The organism is Lacrimispora brassicae, assembly GCF_054772055.1.
On record NZ_BRYH01000034.1, the window covers coordinates 37,392 to 63,863 of the forward strand.

General features: G+C 45.7%; 22 protein-coding genes and 2 pseudogenes. 18 read left to right on the plus strand and 6 right to left on the minus strand.

The window, feature by feature from the left end; translation table 11 throughout:
• The first annotated feature begins 94 nt into the window (after positions 1 to 94).
• The 13 genes and pseudogenes from ACYVD3_RS16530 to ACYVD3_RS16590 all read left to right on the plus strand — a co-directional run bounded on the left by ACYVD3_RS16530 (position 95) and on the right by ACYVD3_RS16590 (position 13,825).
• Positions 95 to 6,349 (plus strand): doubled motif LPXTG anchor domain-containing protein, encoded by a 6,255-nt coding sequence (locus ACYVD3_RS16530; protein WP_460643585.1) that lies wholly within the window; start codon positions 95 to 97, stop codon positions 6,347 to 6,349.
• A gap of 266 nt (positions 6,350 to 6,615) precedes the next feature.
• Positions 6,616 to 7,086, plus strand: a complete 471-nt coding sequence (locus tag ACYVD3_RS16535; protein WP_460643586.1) for a methylated-DNA--[protein]-cysteine S-methyltransferase — start codon at positions 6,616 to 6,618, stop codon at positions 7,084 to 7,086.
• Positions 7,073 to 7,738: a DNA-3-methyladenine glycosylase family protein gene (locus tag ACYVD3_RS16540; protein ID WP_460643587.1), complete on the plus strand. Its 666-nt coding sequence runs from the start codon at positions 7,073 to 7,075 to the stop codon at positions 7,736 to 7,738. The genes ACYVD3_RS16535 and ACYVD3_RS16540 overlap by 14 nt, the downstream gene beginning before the upstream one ends.
• The gene (locus tag ACYVD3_RS16545) at positions 7,713 to 8,471 is read left to right on the plus strand and encodes a DNA alkylation repair protein (RefSeq protein ID WP_460643588.1); all 759 of its coding nucleotides are present in this window, start codon (positions 7,713 to 7,715) and stop codon (positions 8,469 to 8,471) included. Before ACYVD3_RS16540 ends, ACYVD3_RS16545 begins: the two co-directional genes overlap by 26 nt.
• A 37-nt stretch (positions 8,472 to 8,508) precedes the next feature.
• Positions 8,509 to 9,075: a bifunctional transcriptional activator/DNA repair enzyme AdaA gene (locus tag ACYVD3_RS16550; RefSeq protein ID WP_460643589.1), complete on the plus strand. Its 567-nt coding sequence runs from the start codon at positions 8,509 to 8,511 to the stop codon at positions 9,073 to 9,075.
• A gap of 72 nt (positions 9,076 to 9,147) precedes the next feature.
• A pseudogene (locus tag ACYVD3_RS16555) lies at positions 9,148 to 9,548 on the plus strand (DUF6544 family protein).
• A gap of 2 nt (positions 9,549 to 9,550) precedes the next feature.
• Complete coding sequence (locus ACYVD3_RS16560; protein WP_460643590.1) at positions 9,551 to 9,718, plus strand: DUF6544 family protein; 168 nt, start codon at positions 9,551 to 9,553, stop codon at positions 9,716 to 9,718.
• 117 nt (positions 9,719 to 9,835) lie between these two features.
• Positions 9,836 to 10,318 (plus strand): RNA polymerase sigma factor, encoded by a 483-nt coding sequence (locus ACYVD3_RS16565; protein WP_460643591.1) that lies wholly within the window; start codon positions 9,836 to 9,838, stop codon positions 10,316 to 10,318.
• Positions 10,309 to 10,746, plus strand: coding sequence for a DUF3955 domain-containing protein (locus ACYVD3_RS16570; RefSeq protein ID WP_460643592.1), 438 nt, complete (start codon positions 10,309 to 10,311; stop codon positions 10,744 to 10,746). Before ACYVD3_RS16565 ends, ACYVD3_RS16570 begins: the two co-directional genes overlap by 10 nt.
• A gap of 135 nt (positions 10,747 to 10,881) precedes the next feature.
• Positions 10,882 to 11,025, plus strand: coding sequence for a hypothetical protein (locus ACYVD3_RS16575; protein ID WP_460643593.1), 144 nt, complete (start codon positions 10,882 to 10,884; stop codon positions 11,023 to 11,025).
• Positions 11,022 to 12,671: a recombinase family protein gene (locus tag ACYVD3_RS16580; protein ID WP_460643594.1), complete on the plus strand. Its 1,650-nt coding sequence runs from the start codon at positions 11,022 to 11,024 to the stop codon at positions 12,669 to 12,671. Before ACYVD3_RS16575 ends, ACYVD3_RS16580 begins: the two co-directional genes overlap by 4 nt.
• Positions 12,672 to 12,683: 12 nt before the next feature.
• Positions 12,684 to 13,529, plus strand: a pseudogene (locus ACYVD3_RS16585) (nucleoside recognition domain-containing protein); the annotation flags it as partial.
• Positions 13,530 to 13,597: 68 nt separating this feature from the next.
• Positions 13,598 to 13,825, plus strand: coding sequence for a hypothetical protein (locus ACYVD3_RS16590; RefSeq protein WP_460643595.1), 228 nt, complete (start codon positions 13,598 to 13,600; stop codon positions 13,823 to 13,825).
• Positions 13,826 to 13,878: 53 nt separating this feature from the next.
• Here the strand turns inward: ACYVD3_RS16590 and ACYVD3_RS16595 are convergent, their stop codons facing one another.
• The gene (locus ACYVD3_RS16595; RefSeq protein WP_460643596.1) at positions 13,879 to 14,277 is read right to left on the minus strand and encodes a bacteriohemerythrin; all 399 of its coding nucleotides are present in this window, start codon (positions 14,275 to 14,277) and stop codon (positions 13,879 to 13,881) included.
• 297 nt (positions 14,278 to 14,574) lie between these two features.
• On the opposite strand from ACYVD3_RS16595, the gene ACYVD3_RS16600 reads away from it, so the two are divergent.
• Genes ACYVD3_RS16600 through metA form a run of 3 tightly spaced genes read left to right on the plus strand, consistent with a single transcriptional unit; the run spans position 14,575 to position 18,250 of the window.
• Positions 14,575 to 15,363, plus strand: coding sequence for a pseudouridine synthase (locus ACYVD3_RS16600; RefSeq protein WP_460643750.1), 789 nt, complete (start codon positions 14,575 to 14,577; stop codon positions 15,361 to 15,363).
• A complete protein-coding gene (gene ligA, locus ACYVD3_RS16605; protein WP_460643597.1) occupies positions 15,353 to 17,311 on the plus strand; it encodes an NAD-dependent DNA ligase LigA in 1,959 nt (652 codons plus the stop codon). Before ACYVD3_RS16600 ends, ligA begins: the two co-directional genes overlap by 11 nt.
• 3 nt (positions 17,312 to 17,314) lie before the next feature.
• Entirely contained in the window at positions 17,315 to 18,250 is a 936-nt protein-coding gene (gene metA / locus ACYVD3_RS16610; protein WP_460643598.1) for a homoserine O-acetyltransferase MetA, read from the plus strand.
• A 292-nt stretch (positions 18,251 to 18,542) separates the two neighbouring features.
• Here metA and ACYVD3_RS16615 read toward each other — a convergent pair whose 3' ends face one another.
• On the minus strand, positions 18,543 to 19,220 hold the full coding sequence (locus tag ACYVD3_RS16615) for a hypothetical protein (RefSeq protein WP_460643599.1): 678 nt from the start codon (positions 19,218 to 19,220) through the stop codon (positions 18,543 to 18,545).
• A 285-nt stretch (positions 19,221 to 19,505) separates the two neighbouring features.
• The gene (locus ACYVD3_RS16620) at positions 19,506 to 20,099 is read right to left on the minus strand and encodes a nitroreductase (RefSeq protein WP_460643600.1); all 594 of its coding nucleotides are present in this window, start codon (positions 20,097 to 20,099) and stop codon (positions 19,506 to 19,508) included.
• 317 nt (positions 20,100 to 20,416) lie between these two features.
• Between ACYVD3_RS16620 and ACYVD3_RS16625 the strand changes: the two genes are divergently transcribed.
• Positions 20,417 to 21,799, plus strand: coding sequence for a glycoside hydrolase family 18 protein (locus ACYVD3_RS16625; RefSeq protein WP_460643601.1), 1,383 nt, complete (start codon positions 20,417 to 20,419; stop codon positions 21,797 to 21,799).
• A gap of 95 nt (positions 21,800 to 21,894) precedes the next feature.
• Here the strand turns inward: ACYVD3_RS16625 and ACYVD3_RS16630 are convergent, their stop codons facing one another.
• The 3 genes from ACYVD3_RS16630 to ACYVD3_RS16640 form a co-directional block, all read right to left on the minus strand.
• Complete coding sequence (locus ACYVD3_RS16630) at positions 21,895 to 22,605, minus strand: hypothetical protein (protein WP_460643602.1); 711 nt, start codon at positions 22,603 to 22,605, stop codon at positions 21,895 to 21,897.
• Positions 22,589 to 24,130 carry a DUF1538 domain-containing protein gene (locus tag ACYVD3_RS16635; RefSeq protein WP_460643603.1) on the minus strand — a complete coding sequence of 514 codons (1,542 nt, stop codon included), beginning with the start codon at positions 24,128 to 24,130 and terminating at the stop codon, positions 22,589 to 22,591. Before ACYVD3_RS16635 ends, ACYVD3_RS16630 begins: the two co-directional genes overlap by 17 nt.
• A gap of 178 nt (positions 24,131 to 24,308) precedes the next feature.
• The gene (locus ACYVD3_RS16640) at positions 24,309 to 25,283 is read right to left on the minus strand and encodes a substrate-binding domain-containing protein (RefSeq protein ID WP_460643604.1); all 975 of its coding nucleotides are present in this window, start codon (positions 25,281 to 25,283) and stop codon (positions 24,309 to 24,311) included.
• 273 nt (positions 25,284 to 25,556) lie between these two features.
• Between ACYVD3_RS16640 and modA the strand changes: the two genes are divergently transcribed.
• Positions 25,557 to 26,456 carry a molybdate ABC transporter substrate-binding protein gene (modA, locus tag ACYVD3_RS16645; RefSeq protein ID WP_460643605.1) on the plus strand — a complete coding sequence of 300 codons (900 nt, stop codon included), beginning with the start codon at positions 25,557 to 25,559 and terminating at the stop codon, positions 26,454 to 26,456.
• Positions 26,457 to 26,472: the final 16 nt, after the last annotated feature.

The following is a 26,472-nucleotide window of genomic DNA, read 5'->3' on the forward strand; positions in this document are numbered from 1 at the left end:
AAGCAGCGTTTGCAGTATAAGCCAAAGATTACCATGGGTTTACCCTTAAGTTAATTGGTATTATTTAGATAGCTTAGGCTGGAAGGAGAGTTGTATGAAGAAATTAAAAAGAAGGTTCAGACAGAGCCTGGCAGGTTTCCTTGCATTTTGTCTGACTATGACATCATTTCATATGGTGTCATGGGCAGATGTGGGGAAGGCATTTGAAAATGAGAATGCCACTTTTTTGATAAGTGGAAACGAATTGCGGGATTCTGCACAGGCTGCAATCGATTCAGGGGAAATATTCCATGTGGAGGACTTAGGCCTTGGGGATGAGGATTTATCCCTAAAAAAAGAATATGAGAAATTATTTGGAAGAGGGCTGGTGTATGAATTTATGCCCAGCTATGACATGGATGAAGAGGCCGGTGCCTATGGGGCAGAGCTGAGGATGTTCGTCCGTGTACCTAATCATGGTGGATCTCTTCTCACAGGCAATGAAGAAATCATCTTCCTGTATGTAAACGAATCTGAAAGCAGGATTACTTTCCGGTGTGATATTGACGGTTACCTGACTCAGAAGGTCAGCGTAAAAGCTTTTTCTGAAAACGCCTCGGCCATTTCCGGAACCCCCGGAGCCGGTGTAAAGCCAGATGTGGCAGAACCTGGTGGGAGCGGTGCGAATCAGGAGGAGGCAACAACTCCTGGTGATCCGTCAGGCAGCGGGACAGAGGAAAACCCCAGTGCCCCGTCAGGCAGCGGGACAGAGGAAAACCCCAGTGCCCCGTCAGGCAGCGGGACAGAGGCAAATCCCAGTGACCCATCAGGCAGCGGGACAGAGGGAAACCCCAGTTCCCCGTCAGGCAGCGGGACAGAGGCAAATCCCAGTGCCCCATCAGGCAGCGGGACGGAGGGAAACCCCAGTGACTCATCAGGCGGTGGGACAGAAGTAACCCCCAGTGGCCCGGCAGACAGTGGGACAGAGATAAAACCAGGCGACCCATCAGGCGGCGGGACAGAGATAAATTCCGGTGAGTCTCCATCTGGTGATGATAAAGAAGCAGAGGCTGGAAATCCTGATAGTGTTTCTGAAGATGACGGAGCAGCGGTTGGCAGCAGTCAGGATAAAGGAAACAGTGACAGTCAGTCAAGGCATGAAGACAAGTCCGTTGAAGGCCAGGAGCCTGCAGATGTCCAGGTCTCTGTTTCAAGGCATGTGCTTCCAGTTCTCACAGATTCTTTCTATGCTGTATCCACAGCCTCAGAAGCGGATGAAGCGCCCATTGGCGGAACCACCGGAGGAAAGTCTTACGGTGCGGTGCTGCTGGACGAATCCTGTTATGCAAGGGCATATACTGCTACTTTAAACCAGCTTCACGTTGACGTATCGGCAGAAGGCTATCAAGTGACTTACACAGTAGAACCGGCTGGAACGGCATATGCAGAAGGCCCTGAAATGATAGGTGAAAACCAGGCTCTTTCATTTACCGTGACGCCGCAGATTGGTTATGAGGTCAGTGCTGTTACAGTGAATGGAGAGACATTAGAAGCTGAGGAAGCAGAAGGTTCCGATGCATCAGCTCCTGGAACGGGGCACTATACCATAACTGAGGTGACGGGGGAACAGGAGGTTGTGATCACTACGGCTGCCACCGGAGAGCATCCGGAGTTTAGGTTTGAAAAAACGATGAACGGAGTTACGGTCAGCCTTTACGCGGAACAGGGAATTCTTCCGGCAGGAACAGAAGCAAGGATTACAGAAGTAACTGATAAGGTAAAGGATGCTGTCCGGGAAAAATCTGCAAATGTGACAGGAGAAGAGAGCACAGTCAACGATGTGCTGGCATATGACATTAAGCTGTATTATAACGGCGAAGAGCTGGATAATAGCTGGAGCGATCATGGATATGTTGACGTGACCTTTGCAGGCGCACCGATTAAAGAGAAGAGCCAGGCCGCAGACAGCATTGATATTCTGCACTTGAATATGGACGTGGATGTGGCAGCAGAGACGGTAGACAGGGTTTCTGCAGAAGAGGTGACGGCTTTAGAGGCCGTAGCTGCTCCGGTTATGGTTGACAGTGAAAATGCGGTTGATGAGGTTTCCTTTGAGGCGGAGCATTTTTCAACCTACACCATTCGGTTTGTCAGTATTTTATCATGGGCGGATTTAAGAATCCATTTGATGGATATGGGTACTGGTAAAGAAATTGATTATTCAAATGGAATGATTACAGAATCAGTTTTACCTGGAATTCCATATAGTGTTTCGTATTATGCTGGTGTGGTACTTGACAGACTAAATCTAAGTAAAGAGTATACTTTTGTAAAAGCTACTTTGAAAAATGATGACAAAGATCCCTCGTTTCAATCTTTTTATTTCCTATTGGGAACTCTGTATAATTATGATACCTGGGAAAGCATCAATGGCCATGTATATTTTTGGTTTAATTCCAAGAAGTCCACGCTGACTTATGATGCAAATACAGGGCAGCTTCCTGTTCCTGCTTCCAAACAATATGAAAAGGGAAAACCCGTAAATGTTGAATTTACTTCTCTGCCGGCAAAACCGGGATATGTATTCCTCGGATGGGATGAAAACAAAAACGCTGTGTCACCAACGTATACGGAAAGCGGTACCAGATCATTTGTCATGCCTGAGAAAAATGTAACTTTGTATGCAATCTGGGGACCGGCAAGTTCCACGGCATTTCATGTAAATTACTGGCTGCAGAAATCAGATACAGTGGGGGATAAGGCTGGAGATTTTAAGCTGGCGGACGGATCTCCGGAGACAGAATATGCGGCTACTGAAAGTAAAATATATGATAGCGCTTATGCAAAAATCATTAAAGGATATTTGTATCTTGAAGGGCTTATTGACAGTAAGACCGAAGGAACAGTAAATGGGGACGGCACTACCGTATTAGATCTTTATTATCTTGAGAAATTTAATATAGAGGTGACTGGGGATTCCATAAGCAGAGCCTACGATGGCACTCCATTGACCGGTGGGTATCAGTTGACCGGCGGAAATCTTCGTGACGGTGACCGGCTGGAGGTGGTTTTAAGCGGTTCCATTACAGAGGCGGGGCAGGTAACAAACCATATTGAAAGCATTGGGGTCAAGGATGCTGGTGGAACGGTTGTTACTGATAAGTATGATATCAAATCCAATGATGGAATTCTCACGGTAACCAAAGCTCCGGTGACAGTGACGGCTGAAGATAAGGCGAAGAAATACGGAGAGGACGTACCGGCTCTGACGTATACGGCAGAAGGACTTAAAAACGGAGAAACCCTTGAAGGGCTTAATGTTAAGATAGAGCCTTATACGGGAGCAACCAAGGCCAGTCCTGTTGGGGATTATGTGATCACCTTCAGAAATCAGGCAACGGAAACAAAGAACTATGAGATCAGCTATAAGGATGGAACTCTGAATATAGGAAAGTACCCGGAAACCATTGTGGTTAAGGCGCTGGATGGGTCTAAAATATACGACGGAACAGAACTGACCAATGCAGGGTACCGAATGACAGGAAGCCTTGTAGATGGAGACTATATTGACCATGTGGTCATGACTGCGGATTCCAGGATAAAGGACGCAGGCACGCAGAGCAACAGAATAGACTCCGTTGTTATCAGGAATGGAGCCGGCCAGGATGTAACAGCCAGCTATTCAGGACTGACAACGGCAGAAGGGACCTTGACCGTAAGCAAGGCTCCGGTGACAGTGACGGCTGAAAATAAGACCAAAAAATACGGAGAGAACGTACCGGCTCTGACGTATAAAGCGGAAGGCCTTAAAAATGGAGAAACCCTTTCAGGGCTTAATGTGAAGGCAGAGCTTTATACAGAAGCAACCAAGACCAGCCCTGTGGGAAATTATGCAATCATGTTCAGGAATCCGGTAAAGGAAACAAAGAACTATGAGATCAGCTATAAAGATGGAACCCTGAATGTAGGCGTTTTCACAGGAGCCGTTGAAATCAGGGCATTAAGTGCAGTTAAGGTCTACGACGGAAAGGAATTGACGAAATCCGCGTACAGTGTGAGAGGAAGCCTTGCCAGCGGAGATTATATTGATAAGGTGGTTATGACAGAGGATTCCAGAATAACGGATGCAGGCCTGCAGAAAAACAGTATTAAGTATGTTGTCATTAAGAATGCAGCCGGAGCGGAGGTAACTGCCAACTATGGGAACTTAAAACTGGCTGATGGCCAGTTGATCGTAACAAAGGCCGTTGCATTTGTAATAGCAAAGTCAACGTATAAGGTATATGGAGAATCCAACCCCAGGCTGGAATACGAAAACACAGGTTTTGTAAACGGAGAGACACCCTCAGGCCTTGGGATAGAACCAAAGCTGGAAACCAATGCTGATGAAAAGAGTCCGGCAGGCGTTTATCCCATTACCTTTGATGCTCCTGTAATAAGTACGGCCAACTATTTAATTACCTATGTTCCAGGAATATTGGTTGTAAAGCGGAATGCAGCGGATATCGTGATTACGGCCAAGAACGGGATCAAGGCATATGATGGAACAGCACTGACAGAGGGAGGATACGAAGTAAGCGGCCAGCTTGCATCAGGGGATTATGTTTCCAGCGTAGAGATGACCAGGGAATCTTCTATAACAGATGTGGGAACACAAAGAAACCAGATCAAGTCTGTGGTGATTAAAAATGCGGCAGGGGAAAACGTGACGAAAAACTACAGCAGTTTAAAGACTGCAGAAGGAACCCTTACGGTCAGTCAGGCACAGGTGATGGTGAAGGCTGCAGATAAGGCGAAAAACTATGGTGAGGAAATACCTGCTTTAACCTATACAGTGGAAGGTCTTAAAAATGGAGAAACCCTTGAAGGGCTTCATGTAACCGTAGAGCTTTATACGGAAGCGACAAAGGCCAGCCCAGCCGGAGATTATGAGATTTCTTTCAGGAATAAGGTGGAAGAAACAAAGAATTATAAGATCACCTATGAAGACGGAAACTTAAGTGTGGGAAAGAATGAAGGAACCCTTGTAATCACGGCGTTAGATGCAGAAAAGGCATACGACGGAACAGAACTGACCAGGTCAGAGTATACCGTGACAGGAAGCCTTGAAGACGGAGACTATATTGATAAGGTCGTCATGACAACAGATTCCAGGATAACTGATGCTGGCACACAGAAAAATAAGATAGACTATGTTGTCATCAGAAATGGAGCCGGCCAGGATGTAACAGAAAGCTATGCAGGACTGATCATAGCAGAAGGGACCCTGACGGTTAATAAAGCCCAGATTACGGTGACGGCGGCAGATAAGACAAAAAGGTATGGAGAGGAAGTACCGGCACTGGAGTATACGGTAAAAGGTCTTGAAAACGGAGAAACTCTTGAAGGGCTGGGCGTAAAGGTCATATTATCTACAGAAGCGGCAAAGACCAGTCCCGCCGGTGCTTACAATATTATCTTCAAGGATCCGGAAAAGGAAACCAAGAATTACAGGATCGGCTATGAAGATGGAATCCTGGTGGTGGAAAAGAACGGGGAAGCCCTTGTAATCACGGCATTGGATGCAGAAAAAGTCTACGACGGAAAGGAACTGGCCAGGGCAGAATACAGCATGGAGGGAAGTCTTAAAGCGGGAGACCATATGGATAAGGTGGCCATGACAGAGGATTCCAGGATAACCAATGCAGGAACACAGAAGAACAGAATTGCCTACGTTGTCATTAAAAATGCAGCCGGGGTTGATGTGACGGACAGCTATTCAGGACTGGTAACAGCCCATGGGACCCTGACCGTCCACAAGGCAGATATAACAGTAACTGCGGCCAATAGGTCAAAGACCCAGGGAAGCTCTAATCCGGAATTAACTTACAGTATTCAGGGCCTTATAAATGGAGAGACCCTGGAAGGACTGGGGCTTAAGCTGCAACTGACCACGGAAGCTACTGGAAGCAGCGGGGCAGGCAATTACGCCATTCGGTTTGTTGATCCGGTTTCAGCTATAGCAAATTATAATATTTCTTATGGGGAAGGAGTGTTAACGGTAGAAAGAAGAAGCTCAGGGGGAAGCTCAGGAGGCAGTTTTGGAGGAGGCAGCGGTTTAACACCCAATTCCAGCCGGCCATATGCATCAGGAGGCCCTGGAGACAATGCCGTTATGGTTGAACCGGAACCTGTTCCGCTAGCTGTTTTACCGGGAGATGGGAATGGGGCAGACAGTATCCTTCTCATCGATGACGGCAGCAGACCGCTGGCAGGTCTTCCAAAGACTGGCGACAGATCACCCATTCAGGGATTTGCAGCAATTATATCAGGAATTTTGCTAGCTGCTTACGCAGCCGTCAGCCGCATGAGAAAAGAAGAAGAGAGATGATTTAGAAGTAGGGTAAGTAAACCATAACAAGGGGAGAGGAGGGGGCTGTAAAATGGCTGGTTTAAAGCCGTTGAGCGGCACCTTTCTCCGTATAAGTTAAATCAGTGCTGAAATCCTGGATTGTGGGTCTCAGCACTGATTTTTCATGCACTTTAATAAGGAATATATCTTTGGCTTTATTTTATATGAAAATTAAATGGTGCAAAATAGGAAGACATGCAGAAAAATTTCGTATATATTAGGAATATAAGAAGGAGGTAAATCTTATGAAACATACGGCATTTATTAAAACCACGCTGGGGATGATCGGAATATCTGAAACGGCTGGGTTTATTACGGAATTATTTTTTGCAAAAGATGTCTGTGAAATCTCCGGCAGGCAGAAAACGCCTTTGCTGGAGAAAGCAGAAAAGCAGATTAAGGAGTATCTGGACGGGACAAGCAGGGCATTTGACCTGCCCCTGGCTGCCATTGGAACGGAATTTCAAAGAGCCGTATGGGAAGCCCTGGGCAGAATTCCATATGGAGAAACACGAAGCTATAAGCAGGTTGGGGAAATGATCGGCCGGCCGGATGCTTCCCGTGCTGTGGGAATGGCAAATAACAAAAATCCGATTCTGATCCTGACGCCGTGTCATCGGGTAGTCGGCTCAGACGGTAAGCTGACAGGCTATGCGGCTGGCTTGGAAGTCAAGGAACAATTATTGGAGCTGGAGCGGAAACATGCCGGCCGTTGAAATGAAATTCTTTGACTACGGCAAAAAGGAAGTGGAATATCTCGCCTCAGCAGATCCTATACTTGGCGCCGCGATGACACGGCTGGGATGGGTAGAGCGCCAGGTAATTCCTGACCCGTTTGCGGCTCTGGTCTATGCTGTCATAGGCCAGTTGGTATCTGCAACTTCAGCAAACACTGTATGGAGCCGTATGCAGGAACGTTTGGGCGATATCACTCCGGAAAACCTGTGGGCTGTTTCAGCCGATGACATCCAGCGCTGCGGTATGATCATGAAAAAGGCTGTTGCCATCTCTGAACTGTCAAAAGACATTTTACAGGGAAAGGTATGCCTGGACGATTTGCGGGAGCTGCCGGACCAGGAGGTCGTCCCCCGCCTGACGGCTATAAAAGGAGTGGGGCTTTGGACCGCGGAAATGCTGCTCATCAACTGCCTGGAACGCCCCGATGTGGTCAGTTGGGGCGACATGGCCATTCGCCGGGGAATGGAAAAATTATATGGATTTCCCAAACTGGCAAAGAGCGAATTTGAAGTATGCAAAGACCGGTACTCGCCCTATGGCTCGGTGGCTTCCATTTATTTATGGAGACTTTCAGAAAACAAAAACAAAGGAAGAGAAAAGGATCATGTTGAAAAGACTGCCGCCCATTGAAACAATATATGAGGTTTCCCGGGAGGGCGGGGATCATTGCGTGACGGTTGGGGAAAATATAAAGCAGCAATTAATAGCGCTTTCAGAAGAAGACTACCGCGTGTTCTCCTCCGGCCTGTTCCCCAATACGGATCATGTGTTAGGTGTCCGCCTTCCCATACTGCGTAAAATAGCAAAACGGCTGGCACAGTCAGATTGGAAGGAATATCTGCAAACAGCAGGGGAGGATTCCTTTGAGGAAATCATGCTGCAAGGCATGGTGATCGGCTGTGTAACGTGTCCGGTTGAAGAGCGGCTCCTCTATATCAAGGAGTTTGTCCCGAAAGTCCACAACTGGTCGGTATGCGACAGCTTTTGTGCAGGACTTAAATTTACCAGGAACCATTCGGACCGGGTATGGGATTTTCTCAAGCCCTACTTTCAATCAGAACGGGTATTTGACATCCGGTTTGCGGTTGTGATGCTGATTTTCTATTACATTCAGGAAACAACGGTCAGTGAAGTGCTGAATATTCTGGACGCCTTACAGCACCAGGGCTATTATGCAAAGATGGCAGTGGCGTGGGCAGTATCCGCCTGCTATGTTCAGTATCCGGAGCGAACCATGGTTTATCTGAAGAATAACTGTTTGGATGATTTCACTTACAACAAGGCATTGCAGAAGATTACGGAATCCTTAAAAGTGGACAAAGAGACAAAAAATCAAATCCGGGCAATGAAACGGAAGCCATGAAAAATTGCGCAGAAAAAATGAAAGGAAGTATTTCAATATGCTGACAGAAGAGGAGAAATGGAAGGCCGCTCTGGCATGTGATGAGGCTTATGACGGCAGATTCTGCTATGGAGTAAAAACAACAGGTATTTTCTGCCGTCCTTCCTGCAAATCCAAAAGTCCTAAACGGGAAAATATTGAGTTCTTTGATACGGCGGAGCAGGCCCGTGAAAGCGGGCTTCGCCCCTGTAAACGCTGCCGGCCTGATTTACTGGAATTTCAGCCTCAGAAAGAGAACGCGGAAAAAATTAAAGGGGTTTATGATCTTTATTTCGCTGATCATAGCCGCTTAATAGAAGAATTAAAAGGGCTTGGGCTCAGCAGAAACAGAATCCACCAGTTATTTCAGAATCAATATGAAAAGACTCCGGTGGAATATTTAAACGGTTTGCGTGTAGACAGGGCAAAGGAACTCCTGGCCAATACGCCGGATAATATCTTGCCCATTGCCTTACAAAGCGGTTTTGAGAGCCTTTCGGCTTTTTACACCCAGTTCAGGCGGGTAACTGGCGTTTCTCCCAATGAATACAGGGAGGGTTTTACTGGGAAGGATGCTAATAAATGACTGCCTGGGGGTATCTTGGGACGCCTAAAATGTATATGCATGAAGGTGGCACTGACTCATGTGGATTTTGTAATGTCAGATAAAAAAACCATAAAATTTGATTATAAACAGTATAATCTTGTGGAAAGGCCGGAACGGTTTGCGCTGATTTCCTCCTCTCTGTCAGGTATCCCTTTTGAAGGGCTTGATTCTTATGAAAATGGCAAAGGCAGTATGAAGGGGATGCTTGCAAAGGTCATTCCCTTATTTGATCAACGGGGGGAAGTATGGATAGAGCTTGCATTGTAACCTGGCTGGCGGAATATTTAATGGTACCAAGCGCTGCATTGCAGGAGTTTGTAAAATGGGAGCCAATGGACGAAGCCAATGTGAGAGCAAGTATCACCTGGGAAGGTATAAACGCAGAGGGCATTTTTACTTTTGCTGAAACCGGGGAACTGCTCTCTTTCCGTACCAGTGACAGAGCGCTGTAAATATGGACGGCAGCGAAACAGAAGCGGATTGGTCGGCTTATTTTCGTGAATATTATTCCATAAACGGAATATTGCAGCCCAAAATCATTCAGTCTGCCTGGCACTATCAGAGTGGGGATTGTATTTACTTTAATCAAAATGGATCAGCGGTTTCCAGCCGGTATCAATAATCAGATAAAATTGATATAATTTTCATTTATCGTGTCAAAGAGATACGCAACTTTTTTCAAAATAATTGTAACGAATTCGATTCTCCGCAGTCTTATGTATGAAAGCGAGGTGAGAAGGTGGCGGACTTCGATGAAATATACAGTCTTTACTTTAAGGATGTCTATAAATATGTTCTGTCAATAAGCAGGGATGAAATGATCGCAGAAGAGATAACACAAGAAACATTTTTTAAGGCATTAAGAAATATCCATAAATTTGATGGCAAGTGCAAGCTCTATGTCTGGTTATGTCAAATTGCAAAAAATACATTTTACACATACAAAAAGAAAGAAACGTATCATGAGGACCTGACTGAGGCTGAAGATATTCTGGCAGATGTAAATATTGAGCAGCGGCTGTTGACAAAAGAATCTGTATTTAACATTCATAAAGTACTTCATGGCTTAGACGAACCCTATAAGGAGGTTTTTATGCTGCGGGTATTTGGAGATTTATCCTTTTCACAGATAGGGAGCTTATTTGAAAAGACAGAAAGTTGGGCGAGAGTCACTTACTACCGGGCAAAAATGAAATTAAAGGAGAGAATAGAATGCGTATAACCTGTGAAATAATAAAGGACTTGCTCCCGTTGTATCATGACAATGTATGCAGTGAGGACAGCCGTAAATTAATTGAAGAGCATTTATCGACCTGTGAAAAGTGCCGTGACGAATTGGAACAGATTGACATGGAAATAAAAACAATCAAAAATACGGAGGATGTTAAAATTATGCATAATATTGCAAAAAGGTGGAAGCAGGATAAATTGTCGGCTTTTTTTACAGGCACATTACTTTTTTCTATTATTGCCAGTGTTGGCTGCTTGGTGGCATATAATATGATTGGCAGTTATGTGACTGCAGAAGGATTTCTGGTAGAGCCGTTTGCTTTGATTCCACTTTCCTATTTGTTTGGATTGGCCGCACTATTGTCAGGTCTTGTTTTGGGGACTATGGCTATAAAGAGGCGCGTACAAAAGGAAAAATAATTGTTGGGGAGATTATGAGGCCCTTCTTATGGGGAAGTGGTCATGATTACACAAATAAATGCTCTTAAATCGAGAAAGCCTCCATAGTATATGGTACAAACCTGCCGGAATAAGATTTTTCAGGAGGTGTATGAGATGGATTTGTTAAATCAGGCAGCCTATGAGGAAAAAAGCTTCATTACAAAGGCAGAACATATCCCTGCAGGGGGAAAAAATGTAACAAGGATGATTTCGGAATTGCTGAAAATATGGCGTGAGGCAGGAGCGTTTCCATTATGAACGCGCCAAGGAGCGGCGGTCTGCCAGCCTGCTACAGGGCGGCGCTCTACATGCGGCTGTCAAAGGATGACGATGGCCCAGGGGAAAGTTCCAGCATCAGCACTCAGCGCAAAATGCTTTGCTCCTATGCCATGGAAAATGGCTTTGACATATACAGGGAGTATGTGGATGATGGATACAGCGGAACAAATTTTGACCGCCCGGCCTGGAAGCGGCTGTTAAAGGACATAGAAGCAAAACAGGTGAACCTGGTGATCACCAAGGATTTGTCCCGCCTTGGCCGGGATTATATCATGACAGGACAGCTTACGGAAATCTATTTCCCTTCCAGGGGAATCCGTTACATAGCGGTCAATGACGGGTATGATTCCGACAGTCCCTGGAGCGATATCGCCCCTTTTAAAAACATTATAAATGAAATGTACGCCAGGGATACTTCAAAAAAGATCCGCAGCGCCTTTCAGACGAAAATAAAAGAGGGGGCATTTATTGGGAATTTTGCGCCCTATGGCTATGAGAAGGACCCGGAGGATAAAAACCACCTTCTCGTTGATCCCGTGGCTGCTGTCATTGTCCGGGAGATCTTTCAATGGGCAGAGCAGGGAGAGGCCCCATCCCGGATTGCTGAGCTTCTAAATCAGAGAAATGTTCTGACTCCTGCCATGTACCGCTGTGCCGGACGTCCCTATTTGAATCCGGACACTTACTCAAAAAGGAAAGAATGGACATCAGGCACGGTCTGCAAGCTGTTAAGCAATCCCGTATATTTAGGCCATATCGTCCAGGGAAAAACGGTGAAGGTTTCCTTTAAAAGCACCGTGACCCTTCGAAAACCCAGGAAAGAGTGGGTGGTGGTTGAGGATATGCATGAGCCGCTTATTTCCAGAGAGGTTTTTGAACGGGTAAGGAGACGGAGTGTTTCCCGTAAAACAGCGGCGGAAACAGATTTTACCAATATTTTTTCCGGGTTTGCCAGGTGCGGGGACTGCGGCAGGAACATGTCCTCCACAGGTGCAGGAGGGAAAAATAAGTCCCGCAAGCTGGTATGCGGAGGATATAAGCTGTACGGAAGAAGGGAGTGCACCAATCACTTTATGGATTACCAACTTCTTTATAAGGTGGTACTGGAGGAAATACGAAGTCTCCTTTCCTTTACAGAAGAGGAAACGGCAGAAATTGACGAAGCGCTTCGGAAACCATTGGTCCCGAGAGAAATGCCCGGTGAAAAAAAAGCGGTGGCCTCACTCAAAAGGAGAGAGAGTGAGCTTGAATCCATGATCGGAAAGTTCTATGAGGACCGGGTAAACGGAAGGATCGGGGAGGAGAGGTTTTATAAAATGCTGGACTCTTGTGAAAAGGAAGAAAAAGAAATCCGGGAAAGTCTGGCTCTGATCCAAAGATCCTGTCCTCCGGCACAGGAAGGAGAGCCTGCTGTTTCCGGTCTGCTTTCCCGGCTGTTGGAAGAAATAAGCCAGGAAAAGGGGCTTTCCTCTGATTTGCTGGGAAAATTCATAGACAGGATCGAGGTTTTCCAAAGCGGCGAAGGGGAAGAGGGGGAGAAAGGCAATAAATGCAATAAGTGCCAGACCATCCGGATCTATTACAGGGTGCTGGCTCCGGCAGAAGAAACAGATGGTTTGGCATAAATTTCCGCTATCATGTGCATGGGGTTTGGATGCAATGCGGCCGGAATCATCGGCTGCCGGATCATCGATTCCCCAAGAGAACGTCTGATCGCCATGATCACAAATAATTTTGTGCCATGCAACGGGCGTTTTCCTACCATGATCGCCATCATAACCATGTTTTTTGTAGGAGGAGCAACCGGTGTGTTTTCTTCTATATTATCGGCGGCGATCCTGTCATGCGTGATTGTTTTGGGAATTGTTATGACCCTCGTCATATCAAAGCTTTTGTCGGCCACCATATTAAAAGGGGTTCCCTCCTCTTTTACCCTGGAGCTGCCCCCCTACCGGAGGCCTCAGATCGGCAAGGTCATTGTGCGTTCCATATTTGACCGCACCTTATTTGTGTTGGGGCGTGCCATCGTAGTAGCGGCACCGGCAGGCCTGGTCATCTGGCTTCTGGCCAATATAACCGTGGCAGATGCGACCCTTCTGGCCCATTGTTCCGGTTTCCTGGATCCCTTTGCCAGGCTCATGGGCTTAGATGGAGTCATTCTTCTGGCCTTTATTCTGGGTTTTCCGGCCAATGAAATCGTGGTACCCATCATCATCATGGCCTATATGGCGGAAGGAAGTCTGTTGGAAATCAGTGATTTATCCGTCTTAAGGGAGCTTCTTGTGGCCAATGGCTGGACCTGGATCACTGCGGTCAGCACCATGCTGTTCTCTCTGATGCACTGGCCATGTTCCACCACCTGCCTTACCATCAGGAAAGAGACACAGAGCATGAAATGGACGGCTGTTTCCTGGCTTGTGCCCACTGTAACCGGGTTTGTGGTATGCTTTTTATTCACGGCCATTGCAAGGGCCTTCACCTGATGTTTAAAATACCCTTTCTTTGTCTACAATAGGGGTAGAATCCCAAATGGGAAAGGAGGGTGAAGCGTGTGAGCAGAATCTACCACGTTTACGCCCTGTCAGACCGGTTGAAAGCCAAAAGAATCGAAGGCGAGATTGCCAAGGTTGACGGGGTGAAAGATATCAGAATCTCGGAAGACTTAAAAGAAATGGATATTGAGGTTGATACGGGAAGAATATCTGCTGTTATGGAGCGGGTGGTAAACATCTGCAGCCGGATATGCTATGGATGTGAAGTGAAATATAAGTTTATTTAAACGGACACGAAAAAAGGCGGCCGACAAGGCTGCCCTTTTTTCATGTGCGATCATCAGTGAGCGCTTTTTGCATACTCACCTATTTTTTTGTCCATGTTGGAAATATGCTTTGTGAGCCAATCCACTACCATTTGGTTGGCGTTTAAAATCACCAGTAAGTTGCCTCCGGAAGATTTATATTCACTGCGTAGTTTATCCAGTTGTGCGATGAAAGCGGTATGAGCCTGTTTCTGTTCCCCATAGGCGGGATAGTGAATGCTCATCATATATTTTTCTTCGTCTGCAAAATGCTTCTTTGTGTAATCATCCAAAAAATCAAGAAGCTCTCCAACGTATTCCTTGGCCCGGTTGTTTTTTCCTGCCTCAAACAGCTTTTCTGCTTTCTCGAACCACGTTTTATGCTGATCGTCAATCATTGATATCCCTACGGATAAATTTGGTGTCCACGGCATAGCAATTCCTCCTAAAGTTAATGAAAAAGTTTTATATATCTTCTTACATTTTATAATAAAATTCCAGAAAATTCAACTGTTGATATAAAATGGAAGGACATTTTTCGTAAAAATGTGAAAATTCTATCATAATATACGCCTGTATAGGGAGAGGGAGAAAACCCCCGCCAAAATATGCAGATGAATTGACGTTCCTTCCCGGTAATGTTATAATTTTTATTTAGTATACAGTAAGGGAGAACGAACCCCATGGGGGGATACCATTATGCCCAAAAGCATGGGCAGGAAAGAGGAAACATGGAGACAGAAGGAATCCGTCTGAATAAATTTTTAAGTGAAGCCGGGGTATGTTCCCGAAGGGAGGCGGACCGCTTCATTGAAGCGGGAAAGGTTTCCATAAACGGACAGGCTGCTGTACCCGGCCAGAGGGTTCTTCCCGGCCAGTCAGTCACCATAAAAGGCCGCACGATCCAGGCGGGAAAGGGAGATCAAAGCCATAAAGAAGAGTCGGTTTTTCTGGCAGTCCATAAGCCTAAGGGAATCGTATGCACCACATCGGATAAGGACCGCGCCCCCAACATCGTGGATATGGTAGGTTATCCGGTGAGAATCTATCCTGTGGGCCGCCTGGACAAGGATTCCGAGGGGCTGATCCTCATGACCAACCAGGGCTCTCTGGTGAATAAAATGATGCGCGGCGGAAATGCTCATGAAAAAGAATATCTGGTGAAGGTCAACCGCCCGGTCACCGATGATTTCATCAGTCATATGAAAAAGGGAGTTTTCCTTCCGGAACTGAATGTGACAACCAGGCCTTGCCGTGTGACTAAGGCAGGAGAAAAAGCCTTCCACATTATCCTGACCCAGGGACTAAACCGCCAGATCCGCCGAATGTGCGGCCAGCTTGGCTTTGAAGTACGGATGTTAAAACGAATGCGGATCATGAATATTGAACTGGGAGATTTAAAAGCCGGCGCTTACCGGCAGCTTTCGAAAAGGGAGTACCACCAGATGAAAGAGGCCTTAAAGGGCTCGACAAATCTTTCTCATAAAGAACAGAAAAAGGAGAAGTCTGATGGACGGTAAAATAAGCAGAATGAAAGAACTGGTTAACCTTCTTACGGCTGCAGGAAAGGTTTACTACCAGGAAAGCCGGGAGATCATGAGCAATTTTGAATATGACAGGCTCTACGATGAACTAAAGGAGCTGGAGGAGGAGACAGGCGTCATTTTTTCCAAAAGCCCCACCCAGAATGTGGGATACCAGGTTTTAAGCGAGCTTCCCAAGGAAGCCCACGAAAGCCCCATGCTTTCCCTTGATAAAACCAAGAGCGTAGAAAGCCTGCAGGAGTGGCTGGGCAGCCAGAACGGAGTGCTGTCCTGGAAGCTTGACGGGCTGACCGTAGTTCTTTCTTATAACCATGGGACCCTTCAGAAGGCCGTGACCAGAGGAAACGGAGAGATCGGAGAGGTCATCACAAATAACGCAAAAGTATTTTCCAATATTCCTTTAAATATATCCCATGAGGGAGAGCTTATCCTGCGGGGGGAAGCAGTGATCAAGTATTCGGATTTTAACAGGATCAACGAAGAGATCGGAGAGGTGGCCGCCAAATATAAAAATCCCAGGAACTTATGCAGCGGTTCCGTAAGGCAGTTAAACAACCAGATCACAGCCCAGAGAAATGTGAACTTTAAAGCATTTTCCCTTGTAACGGCAGAGGGTGTTGATTTTAAAAACTCCAGAAAAGAGCAGTTTGAATGGTTAAAGAGGCAGGGCTTTGGTGTGGTGGATTATCAAATGGTGACCGGAGATACCCTGCCGGAGGCGGTGGAGGAGTTTTCCAAGGCCATTTCCAGTTATGATATTCCATCAGACGGGCTGGTGCTTCTGTTTGATGATATCGCTTACGGAGAATCTCTTGGCCGTACGTCCAAATTCCCCCGTAATGCCATGGCGTTTAAGTGGGCCGATGAAATCAGGGAAACCAGGCTTGACCACATCGAGTGGAGTGCGTCCAGGACCGGGCTTATTAACCCGGTGGCAATCTTTGACCCGGTGGAGCTGGAAGGGACCACGGTAAGCCGGGCCAGCGTCCACAACCTAAGCATTATGGAGGCCTTAGAGCTGGGAGAGGGAGATGAGATCACGGTTTATAAGGCCAACATGATCATCCCCCAGATCGCCGACAATATGACCAGGAGCAAAAAGATACGGATCCCCGATCAATGTCCCGTCTGTGGAGGAAGTACGGAGATCCGCAATGTGAATGATGTCAAGAGTTTATACTGCATCAATCCGGACTGCCAGGCCAAGCGGCTGAAAGGCTTTACCCTTTTTGTCAGCAGGAATGCCTTGAATATTGATGGTTTGTCGGAGGCGACCCTGGAGAAATTTATCGGAGCCGGATTTATCCGGGAATTTGCAGATATTTTCCACTTAGAGCAGTATGAGGAAACCATCACCCAGATGGAGGGCTTTGGAAAGAAGTCCTATGACAACCTGATCCAGGCGGTGAAAAAGGCCTCCCATACGACTCTTCCAAGGCTGATCTATGGCATGGGGATCGCTGGAATCGGCTTGGCAAATGCAAAGATGCTGTGTCAGGAATTCAAGTTTGATTTTGGGAAAATGCGGGTGGCAGAGGAAGAGGAGCTGATCTCAGTTCCCGGTATCGGCAAAGTACTGGCGGATGCATGGATTACTTATTTTAAGGAAGAGAAGAACAACCAGATGGTGGACCGCCTGTTGTCAGAAGTCACCATTGAAGGCGGGGCAGAAGTCCGGGGGGACGGAATCTTTGAAGGCATGGTATTTGTCATTACAGGCTCTGTGGATCATTTTGAAAACAGGAAAGCCCTTCAGGAGGCCATTGAAGCCCATGGAGGCAAGGCCACAGGTTCGGTGACTTCCAAGACAACCTATTTGATCAACAACGATACAACGTCCAATTCCTCCAAAAATAAAAAGGCAAAGGAACTGGGAGTGCCCATTATTTCAGAAGAGGATTTCATAAAGATGCTGGAGGAATAAATTATGCCCATTAAAGTACAAAAGGATTTACCTGCAAAAGCCATACTGGAAAAAGAGAACATTTTTATGATGGATGAGGACCGGGCTTTAAGCCAGGACATCCGTCCTCTTCAGATTTTGATCATCAACCTCATGCCGATAAAAGAGGAGACCGAGACCCAGCTTCTCCGGGCCTTGTCCAACACTCCCCTGCAGGTGGACGGTACCTTTTTGATGCTGGAGAGCCACACTTCCAAGAATACGTCGGCCAGTCACTTAAATAAATTTTACGTTTATTTTGACGAGGTAAAGAAAAGAAAATTCGACGGCATGATCATCACCGGAGCGCCGGTGGAGAACATAGAATTTGAAGAGGTTAATTACTGGGAAGAGCTAAAGAAGATCATGGAATGGAGCAAGACCCATGTGACCAGTTCCCTTCATATCTGCTGGGGGGCTCAGGCGGGCTTATATTACCATTATGGCATACCAAAATACAAAAGAGAGAACAAGCTGTCCGGCATTTACCGGCATAAGGTTCTGGACCGGAAGGTCCCCCTTGTGCGCAGCCTGGATGATTATGTGATGGCACCTCATTCCCGTTATACGGAGGTGAGGAGAGAGGACATTGAAAAGCATCCGGAGCTGGTGATCCTGGCAGAATCAAAGGAGGCCGGGATCCTTCTGGTCATGAGCCGGGACGGAAAGCGGGTATTTGTCCAGGGACATCCGGAATATGACCGCATGACTTTGGATGGGGAATATCACCGGGACCTGGGGAAGGGATTGAAGCCTGAGATTCCATGTAATTATTATGAAAATGATGACCCTGATACAGTGCCTGTACTGAATTGGAGGAATGGGGCCAATACGCTGTATGGGAATTGGCTGAACTTCTATGTATATCAGATCACGCCTTATTTGCTGGAGGCGGAGGATGGGGATGACGCTGTGAAATAGAAAGGTTTTTTGTGGATATTTATAGTGCGGCGAAAGATATGAGGCTATTGTAAATTATAGTAAAATAACGGTATTTGTTGCGGAAGAGTGGAATATTTAAGATATAAGAATGTGCTTTGCGGGAGACGGTTAAATTATAAGATCGTATAATAAAAAATTGGTTCTCTTAATAAGTCCATATGCCTGTAAGAATATAAGTATATGGACTTATTTTAGTGCCTGAAATTTGGCCTTTCCGGTATGGTACTATTGGAAATGTTATCATTAAAGCAATTTCTTAAGAAAGCATTTATTATTCAAAATGGAAGCGATATAATTTTATGAGTACGAGACTTTCTTCATAAGAGTTCGAATTATATCTAATTTTTGCAGTTATTCTTGTATTATCATTAAAACTAAAGTTCTGAAGATCTTGCGCAATAAACGAAAAATACTGAGTCTCGTTTGTTTGAACTTGTCCATAATCGCATGGTGTTAAAGTATAAATGTCGACCATGGAAAATTGTTTTACTAAACCATTAGTATTAACTTCAATGATTGGATCTACAGTGAATTCTTGGTTACTTTCGTTTCTAAACATGCAAACGATTAAATGGTCCAATTGGGGATTATCTGTTCCTGCTATAAACAGGAAGGTTAATCCTGGAGTGTCATCCTCGATAATTCGACCTGTATAGTCAACTCTATAGCCTTCTGGCGTATTCCAATTATAGGTTAAGCGGCCATCTTCATAAAGATAATATTTTAACTCATTGACCTCTATTACTCCAGTTTGCATATAACCATTTTCATCAAAATGGTATTTCTCTGTGTCACTAAGAGTTAACCAATCATTTATGACATAACTGCCATCATCATTTTGATAATACCAGCCAATATTGTCTTGTTGCCATTGACCCGCAAATGCGGTAGTTGAAATTCCTAGAGTTATACCTATGATACATAACAGGAATTTAATTGATTTCATCATATTTATTCTCCTTGTATTTAATTTATATAACAAATGTACTCTGGATTTTATGTTTCTATGGGAAATTATACTATATCTATACAACATCAAGCAATACTATACTTCGAAAACAAAATTCGGAAAAGCCCAGAAAATCTTTATTATATAAGTTTAGGCAACTGGCGTATGAATAGAAGGGAATAAAACAAAAGAGGGTATGCGTTTCACAAACGTACACCCTCGGCAGGAACATAAAGAAATGTCCTATTATCACCAATTTTATTCTGATATAATTCTCGAAACAGTCTAAAAGTTTAATACTTTTTCTATAAGATTATTATTCAATAAAAAAATCTTCTCCTTATCCGGAACATGAGGAGCCTTCTCCGTATTGGCATATCCCAGCAAAACGGAACAACCAAAAGCATAACCATCAGGGAATCCCAGACGCTTGCTGAATTCTGCCGACCGAGTCCCGCTGGCAAATGCCAACCCGGTAAATCCGCACATAATGTTGGCTATGCCCAGAGAGGTTGCAGCCAAAGTGATATTCTGACACAAGATGCCACAGTCAATCAGTGCAGGAGCATATTGTGCCGGATCAATAGGGACGGCAATCATGCATGGCGCCCCATAGAATAATCTTCCGCCACGTTCCATAATTCTGTTATATGAGGATTTATCTTCCATGCTGGCCAGATAGGACATACCCTCGGTTTCCAAATCGTTTATCAAATCTTTGTCTTTTACAACAATAACTCTCCACGCCTGGCGGTTCATTCCGCTTGGCGCCTGTATTGCGGCTTCTGCAATGGCCTGGAGTATCTCGTCAGACGGCATTTCATTTTTAAAATCACGGCAAGAATACCGTTTTGCTATTACATTTAATGTTTCATTCATTCGATTCCCTCCTTTTGACATTTAGATATTTAGGATCATTTATATAATCATACCATACATAAAAGAATATTCCTATCGACGAAGAGTAGACTGTATTTTTTGAAATTTCAGATACCAAATAAAATCCGCATTCTTGTAAAAATGCCGGAATTCAGGCTTTTTCTGCCTGAAATAGTCGTGAGGCTGATAATAACAGAAACGTAAAACCAGGAATAAAAACATCCATAAATATACAACTGATCCATTTTTTGCGCATTGTTCAAAGAAAAACCAGCATGGTATACTGGAAAAAATAAAAGAGAGAAAAGGATCATGTGATGAAAAAAAGTAATAGGAAGAAGATTTTTCTGTCTGCTTCTGTTTTTATGCTGATTATGCTGGGGTGTTTCTTAGGCAGGGGAGTATTTGCTGAAACGCCTGACAGAATTTCCCTGGAATCTTCCCAGAATCCCACAACCCTTACCGTTGCAGACACACCGGTTCCCCTTTCCCCGAAAGCCATTGCTGATAATCCTGAAACGGCTGCTTTCCTTGCCGCAGAAACGGCTGCTTCACCAGCCGCGGAATCATCTTCTCAACCCGCAGTGGAACCGTCTGCCGCAGAATCGTCCGCTTCGCCTGTCACGGACCCCTCAGCCCGTCAGTCCGGTAAATTGGTTGGGTATTATGCAGCATGGGCGGCCTATTATAATTACTATCCAAACCAGATCGATGCCGGGAAGCTGACCCATATTAATTATGCTTTTGCCAACATTGGTTCTGACTTAAAGCTAACTCTGGGATATCCTGACGTGGATCCTGACAACATAAAGCGTTTAAATTCCTTAAAGCAGACCTATCCGGATTTAAAAACCTTAATTTCCGTTGGAGGCTGGAACTGGTCCGGAAAATTCTCGGACGCTGCCCTGACAGAGGAGACCAGGACTGCATTTGCAGATAGCTGCGTTGATTTTATTATTACATATGGCTTTGATGGAGTTGATTTAGACTGGGAGTATCCGGTCAGCGGAGGCCTGGCGGCAAACGCAAGGCGTGGGGAAGATAAGAAGAATTTCACTCTGCTTCTTAAAAAGATCCGTGAAAAGCTGGATGTACGGGGAGTTGTTGACAATAAGCATTACTTATTGACCATTGCAGGAGGCGCGGATGATTCTTACATAAAAAATGTAGAACTTTCAAAGCTGGCCCAGTATCTGGATTACGCAAATATCATGACTTACGATCTGCATGGATACTGGGATTCTAATACGGATCTTCTTGCTCCCTTATATGACAACGACGATCCTTCCCCTCAGTATAAAATGAGTGTGGACAGGGCTGTTACTGCCTGGCTGGGTGCCTCTTTTCCCGCGGAAAAGCTGGTAATGGGCATCCCCTTTTATGGATATTTATATTCCTCTGTTAAGGATTCAAACAATGGATTATACCAGTCCTTCGGCGGTTCCAATTCCATTGGGTATCAGGCCATTAAAGACAATTATTTAAATAAAGCAGGGTATACCGGTCATTTCCATGCCCAGTCCAAGGTTCCCTGGCTGTTTAACGGTACGATCTTTATAAGCTATGAAGATCCCAAATCCATAGGCTATAAAACAGATTATATTAAGTCGAAAAAATTAGGCGGCGCTATGGTTTGGGAACTGAGCCAGGATCCGGGCGGTGAACTCCTTGGTGCCCTGTACCATGGACTTAGACAATAGGAGAAGAGATAAAAACAGACGTCAGTCCCATATCCCATGGAGGGAATAGGAGACTGACGCCCGTTGTTCTTCCGGCAGGTCCACGTAACTTCTTTTTACTTAGCAGGAGTGGTGAGGCCGGCCACTTCATCCACAGGAAGCGAGAAGGCGACGGCATGTTCTCCGGTTTCCTTCAACACCGTTTCACAGATGGATTTAAGAACCGCCTGCTTATCCGTATGGGGAACCAGGATGAGGAGAATCTCCTTTTCACTGGAAAGAGTCAGGCCGAATATTTTTTTGGAATCATCCGTATCCACCTCTCTGGCTTTGACCAGGGTCCCTCCCTTGCAGCCTGCATTTCTGGCAGCTTCCATAATGGGAGCGGAAAGGTCGGTATTGATGACAGCAGCAATTAGTTCGTATCTGATCGTATCTGACATAGAGCGATCCTCCTTGTGATAATCTGTGGCTGTGAGCGTAGCCCCTTCCGGCAGGGCAGCTTCTAAGATACTGGAAGCTGCGGCACTGATTCCCGTCAGGGAGATGGTAAATACGATGCCATAACCTGGTTTTCCAAGCTCCAATGTTTCGTGCAGAGCAGATAATAAGCGTTTGGTAGCTGCTTCATCCACGATTCCGATAACCAGGTCTTTTTCCGGCTCATCAAGCCCCAGGCAATCCTTGATGGCAGAGCTTGCAGTTCCATGGCCTCTGGTAATGAGAAGCAGTTCCTGATGGTGTTCTTTAAAAACGGAAGCTGCTTTTTCACCCTTTCCCCGGTCCACGATAACTGTAATCCAGTTAATTTTACGATTGGAAGTCATCAGCCTCCTCCTTCCCTAATTCAATAAATTCGAGCTCCATATTAAGGAGCGGCGCATCAGCCGGAACGCCGGCTTTTTTGGTCTTGTAATGATAGGAGACGCCGATGAGCTGTATGATAATAAGAGGCGTCATGGCAACCATGGCCACGATGCCAAAGGCATCGGTAACAATATTCCCGCCCAGAGCCTCGCAGGCTCCCATGGCAAAGGGAAGCAGGAAGGTGGCCGTCATGGGGCCGGAAGCGACACCGCCCGAATCAAAGGCAATGGATGTAAAGATCGGCGGGACCACAAAGGACAAACCAAGGGCCAGTGCGTAGCCGGGAAGCAGGAGGGCCAGAAGGGGAAGGCCTGTCATAACCCTTATGATTGACAATCCAAGGGAAATGGCCATGCCGATGGATAATCCGGTCATCATGGTCTTTTCCGAGATGGCGCCTCCTGTAATCTCCTCTACCTGCTTATTTAAAACCTGTACGGCCGGTTCGGCCTTTACGATGAAAAATCCGATAAGCATACCGATGGGGATCATGACCCAGCGGTAGGGTAGGGACGCAAGCTGCTGTCCCAGATAATTGCCGGCAGGCATAAAGCCTACATTAACGCCTGTAAGGAAAAGAGTCAGTCCTATGTAGGAATATATAAGCCCTACCAGGATCTTGATTAGCTGTCGTTTCCTCAGCTTCAGAAAGAAGATCTGAAATATGACGAAGAACAGCAAAATGGGAAACAGAGCCAAAAAGACCTCCCAAGCGTAGTGAGGAAGCTGATGCTGGAATGCCAGCCACAGGTCCTGGGAATTATTTATGGACGGAATCACCATGGGCTCATAATCAGTGGCAGAGGATCCATAGGAAAGGCCCAGAATCATAACGGCAAGGATGGGACCCACGGAACAGAGAGCCACCAGACCGAAGCTGTCACTGTCTGAATTCTTACCCCGGCCGATTGATGAGAGGCCGACACCGAGAGCCATGATAAAGGGCACTGTGATGGGGCCTGTCGTAACGCCGCCGGAGTCAAAGGCTACAGCCAGAAATTCTTTTGGAACGAAGATAGACGTAACAAAGAGTACGGCATAGCAGATCATAAGAATATGGGATAGGCTCCAGCTAAACAGGGTTCTTAAAAATGCAAGTGCCAGGAACAGCCCGACTCCTGCAGCCACAGAAAGGATCAGGACCATATCAGGAACTGCAGGCGTCTGTCCCGCCAGGACCTGAAGATCCGGCTCTGCTATGGTAATGATGAAACCAATGATAAAACAGGCAAAAACAATGAGTGGCAGCTTTTTTGATTTTGCCAGGTGGGCACCCGCTTTTTCTCCGATGATCATCATGGACATGTCAACACCCAGTGTGAAAAAGCCCATTCCAACGATTAAAAGGGTTGCTCCTACCAGAAACAGCATCAGTGGGTCAAGAGGCATGGGAGTGATCGTTATGCACAAAACCAACACGATACATGTAACGGGCAGGACAGATGATAGAGATTCAATAATTTTTTCTTTTAATTTTTGGTTCAAATAAATACCTCCTGTTGTCCGTTTTTTATGTTAGGGATTCTTAAGAATGATAACCCGCACAGAATTGTGCGTGAGTCTGAGGAATCTATCAGCCCTTGATTAGTTTAACACATAAATAGTTGCGAATGCAACTAAAATTTTACCGAATATTTATTAATACAGGAAAAAACTGTTTCATTCAGCCGCTTACCAAGGTGCAGTTTCCTGTGTTTTCAATATCATAGCCGTTAAAAGGAAGAAGGCTGTTTTTAAATTCCTGAGAATTTACCGTGTGGCGAATGCTTTGAAAAGCAGGATGCTCCAAGGCCGCCTTTGAGAAGACCAGATCCATGGAGGCGGCAGACAAAGGAATAAAGTCCAGTTGAGGATATGCGGCCAGATTGGAAACATCGCCGATGCCCGCATCCGCATTTCCCGATGCCACTGCGTTTGCAGCAGACATATGGGACAGGCATTCCTTCTGGTATCCGGAAATGGAAGTCTTCTCAATATTATGGGCCGAAAGGCTGGAATCCATGTAGATCCGGTACCCGTTTCCTTTCTCCCTGTTTATGAACCGGACATCCGGACGGCACAGATCCTTTAAGGTATGCAGGTTTTTAGGATTCCCCTTTCTGATGTAAAGGCCTGCCTGAAGGCTGCAGATATGAAGGACTGCAATCTCTTTTCCAGGCAGCAGGCTTTGGATCTGCCGGATTTCATGACCTTTTTGGCAGGTGCAGAAGGAGGTAAGGGCCATATGGCTCTTATCATAGTAAAGGGAATACAGGCTGTTATAATCATTCATATAGGAATGCAGGATGGGAAGGCTGTCAGGGCGGAGGCTTAGCTGGCTGCGAAGCAACTCTACCACCCGGGATTCCTGGCTGCTTATGATCAGGCCGCTGGTGTTAAGAAGGTAATCCATCTGCCGGATGGCGGCATCAGCAGTAAACAGGGGGATATCCATGATCCGTGGAAGAGGCTCTTCCGCCTGGGCCAGGCTGCCCTTATCAGGGGCCTTTAAATATTCGGCTAGCTGTTCCTGGCTGATTCGTATCTGCTTGCCCACCTTTGAGGCCTTTAGTTCTCCCCGCTTAATCAGTTCATATACAGTTGATTTTTTGATTTTTAGCTGATCTGCGACTTCCTGGGTGGTATATATTTTTTCCATACAGTTTCCTCTTTGCTTCCCGTGGTTTCCATTATTATAAATAGTTATAGCATATTTCATTCCATTGTCAATCAAAGGCTGTAAAAGCCGTCTGTCATAGGGAAAATAAAAACGGAAAGCCCGATGTTATTACAAAAATAGATTGGCATTGACATTAAATGAAATATCATCTAAAATAAATTGGTAATTACCAAACGGTATAAAACCGAATAAAACCAAATCAAAATGAATAACAATCAGTGTTGTTCAAATGAAAAACCAGGAGGAAGTATTATGAAACGAGGAAAGAAATTACTAGCGGTTATGATGGCGGCAATGTTTGCTGCCGGTACGGTCGTGGGGTGCGGTTCAGCCGGTACAAAGACTTCTCAGGCAGACCAGACAACGGCGAAAGAGGAAACCACCAAGGCTGAGGAAACTACTGCAGCGGCAGAAACCACAACGGCTGAGGCAAAGGCAGAGAAATCAGACCTTTATGTCTTTATTGCTGCCAGTTTAAAAAACACAATGGAAAAGATCAAGGAAACCTATGAAAAAGATCATCCCAATGTAAATATCATTTATAATGCAGACAGCTCCGGCACCCTTCAGAAACAGATCGAAGAAGGCGCTCAGTGTGATGTTTTCTTTTCTGCAGCAACCAAGCAGATGGATGCATTAAAGGAAGGCGGATTTGTAGTTGACGGTTCCATCACCAACCTTCTTGAAAATAAGATCGTCCTGATCAAGCCCAAGGGCGGAAAAACTGAGGTAACCGGTTTTGACAATATCACAAAGGCATCAAGCCTCGCCCTTGCAGGAGAGGATGTACCTGTAGGCCAGTATGCGAGAAAGCTGTTCACCAACCTGGGAATTCTTGATCAGGTCATGAAAATGGAAATCAACGAAGGCGCCAATGTAACTGCTGTATTAACATCCGTTGCAGAAGGAAGCAATGAAGTGGGCGTTGTCTATGCAACCGATGCAGCTTCCATGGCTGACAAGGTGGAAATCATTGCAGAAGCAGATCCGACCATGATCGACCCTGCTGTTTATCCTGTGGGACTGATCATTGACAAGGAAGCAACAGAGGAACAGGCAAAGGCAGCGGCTGACTTTAAAGAGTATCTGGTCAGCGATGAAGGCGTTATGAAGCTGTTTACCGATGCCGGATTTGCAAAAGCTGCAAAATAAACATTACATATAAAAG